At 69.5% G+C, this 1,689-nt stretch carries 1 protein-coding gene; it reads left to right on the top strand.

What is annotated here, in order from left to right; translation table 11 throughout:
* Positions 1 to 120 precede the first annotated feature (120 nt).
* Complete coding sequence (locus tag AC1DWT_RS51255) at positions 121 to 1,518, top strand: IS1380 family transposase (RefSeq protein WP_206015625.1); 1,398 nt, start codon at positions 121 to 123, stop codon at positions 1,516 to 1,518.
* Positions 1,519 to 1,689 lie beyond the last annotated feature (171 nt).

Genomic DNA, 1,689 nt, shown 5'->3' with positions numbered 1-1,689 from the left:
CCTGGATTTTTCGTGCGGGAGCGCGGACCGGGGTGTGCAGATAAGCGAAAGTGCCTGTCCTGCACGGCATAATGGGACTTCTCTAGGGTTCCATAATGCTGACGGGAAGGCACTTCGCAGGTGAAGAGTATCGCAGCGGGTTCACGGGTGAAAGTCTCCGCCGACGGACGGGGCGTGGTGTCGCATGCCGGGGTGGGGATGCTGCGGGAGATGGCGGACCTGACGGGGCTGTCCGCACAGGTCACGGCGGTGCTGGCCGATACCTACCGCGGGCAATGGGCCCACGCCCCGGGTGCGGTGTTCGCCGACCTGGCCGCCGCGGTCGCCGACGGCGCCGACTGTGTCGACGCCGCAGCACGAAGCTGTGGTGGCCGCGAGCACGTGTTCGGCCCAACGGCGTCGACGACCACGATGTGGCGGCTGGTCGACGAACGCATCGATGCCGCCCACCTGCCCGGAATTCGTGCGGCGCGCGCCCGGGCCCGGGAGCAGGCGTGGGCGGCCGGCGCCGCCCCCGCCGACGTGGAGTGGTTGCGCATCGACGTCGACGCGACCATCACCCTCGACCATTCCGAGGGCAAGGAGAACGCGGCTGCGACCTGGAAGAAGACCTACGGGTTCCATCCGCTGCTGGCCTTTCTGGACCGCCCCGACATCGCCGGCGGGGAAGCCCTCGCCGGGCTGCTGCGCCCGGGGAACGCCGGCAGTAATACCGCCGCCGACCACGTCACCGTCCTCGGCTGGGCACTCGAGTCGTTGCCGCCGGCGTATCGGCCCGATCCGACTGGCCCGACCGGGCAGAAGATTCTGGTGCGCAGCGACTCGGCCGGGGCGACCCACGCCTTCGCCGACGCCTGCCGCGCGGCCGGGGTCGGATTCTCCTTCGGCTACGCCGTCGACGACCGCGTCCGCGACGCCACCGAAACCCTCAACGCAAAAGCCACGTGGGTGCCGGCGATCGACTCCGACGGCGAGATCCGCGAGGGTGCCTGGGTGGCCGAGGCCACCGACCTGGTCGGCCTCGATTCGTGGCCGGACGGGACCCGGCTGATCCTGCGCAAGGAACGCCCGCACCCGGGCGCGCAGCTGCGGTTCACCGATTCCGACGGGCACCGGATCACCGGGTTCATCACCGACACCGGCACCGGCGTCATCCCCGGTGGACTGGCCGGACTCGAACTCCGACATCGACAGCACGCCCGGGTCGAGGACCGGATCCGGCAGGCCAAGGCGTCCGGGCTGCGGGGCYTGCCGTGCCACCGATTCGACGCGAACGCCGCCTGGCTCGAGGCCGTCCTAGCCGCCACCGATCTCGTCGCGTGGGCGAAGCTGATCGGGTTCCCCGACCACCCCGACCTCGCCCGCTGCGAGATCGACACCTTCCGCTACCGGGTCCTGCACGTCGCGGCCCGCATTACCCGCGGAGGCAGAGCCGTCCGGGTTCGGATCGACTCGAGTTGGCAATGGGCCCAAGCCATTGCCACAGCGTGGTATCGCATCCGCGCCGCCTTCACCTGACCGCAGCCTCCTACTCATACGACACACGAATGCCAAACCCCGGCCGGTGGAACCGGGCACCCACCCGAGCGACATCGGGCGCACACTCACACCCACACACCAAAATCTGTCCCGCACCAGCACACCCCAGCCGAAACCCACCCACCAATCAGAGGGCACGAAAAATTGAGG

Source organism: Rhodococcus sp. P4_B6 (genome assembly GCF_056402215.1).
The sequence above is the reverse complement of the archived record's forward strand: the minus strand, read 5'-3'. Positions and strand labels throughout refer to the sequence as shown.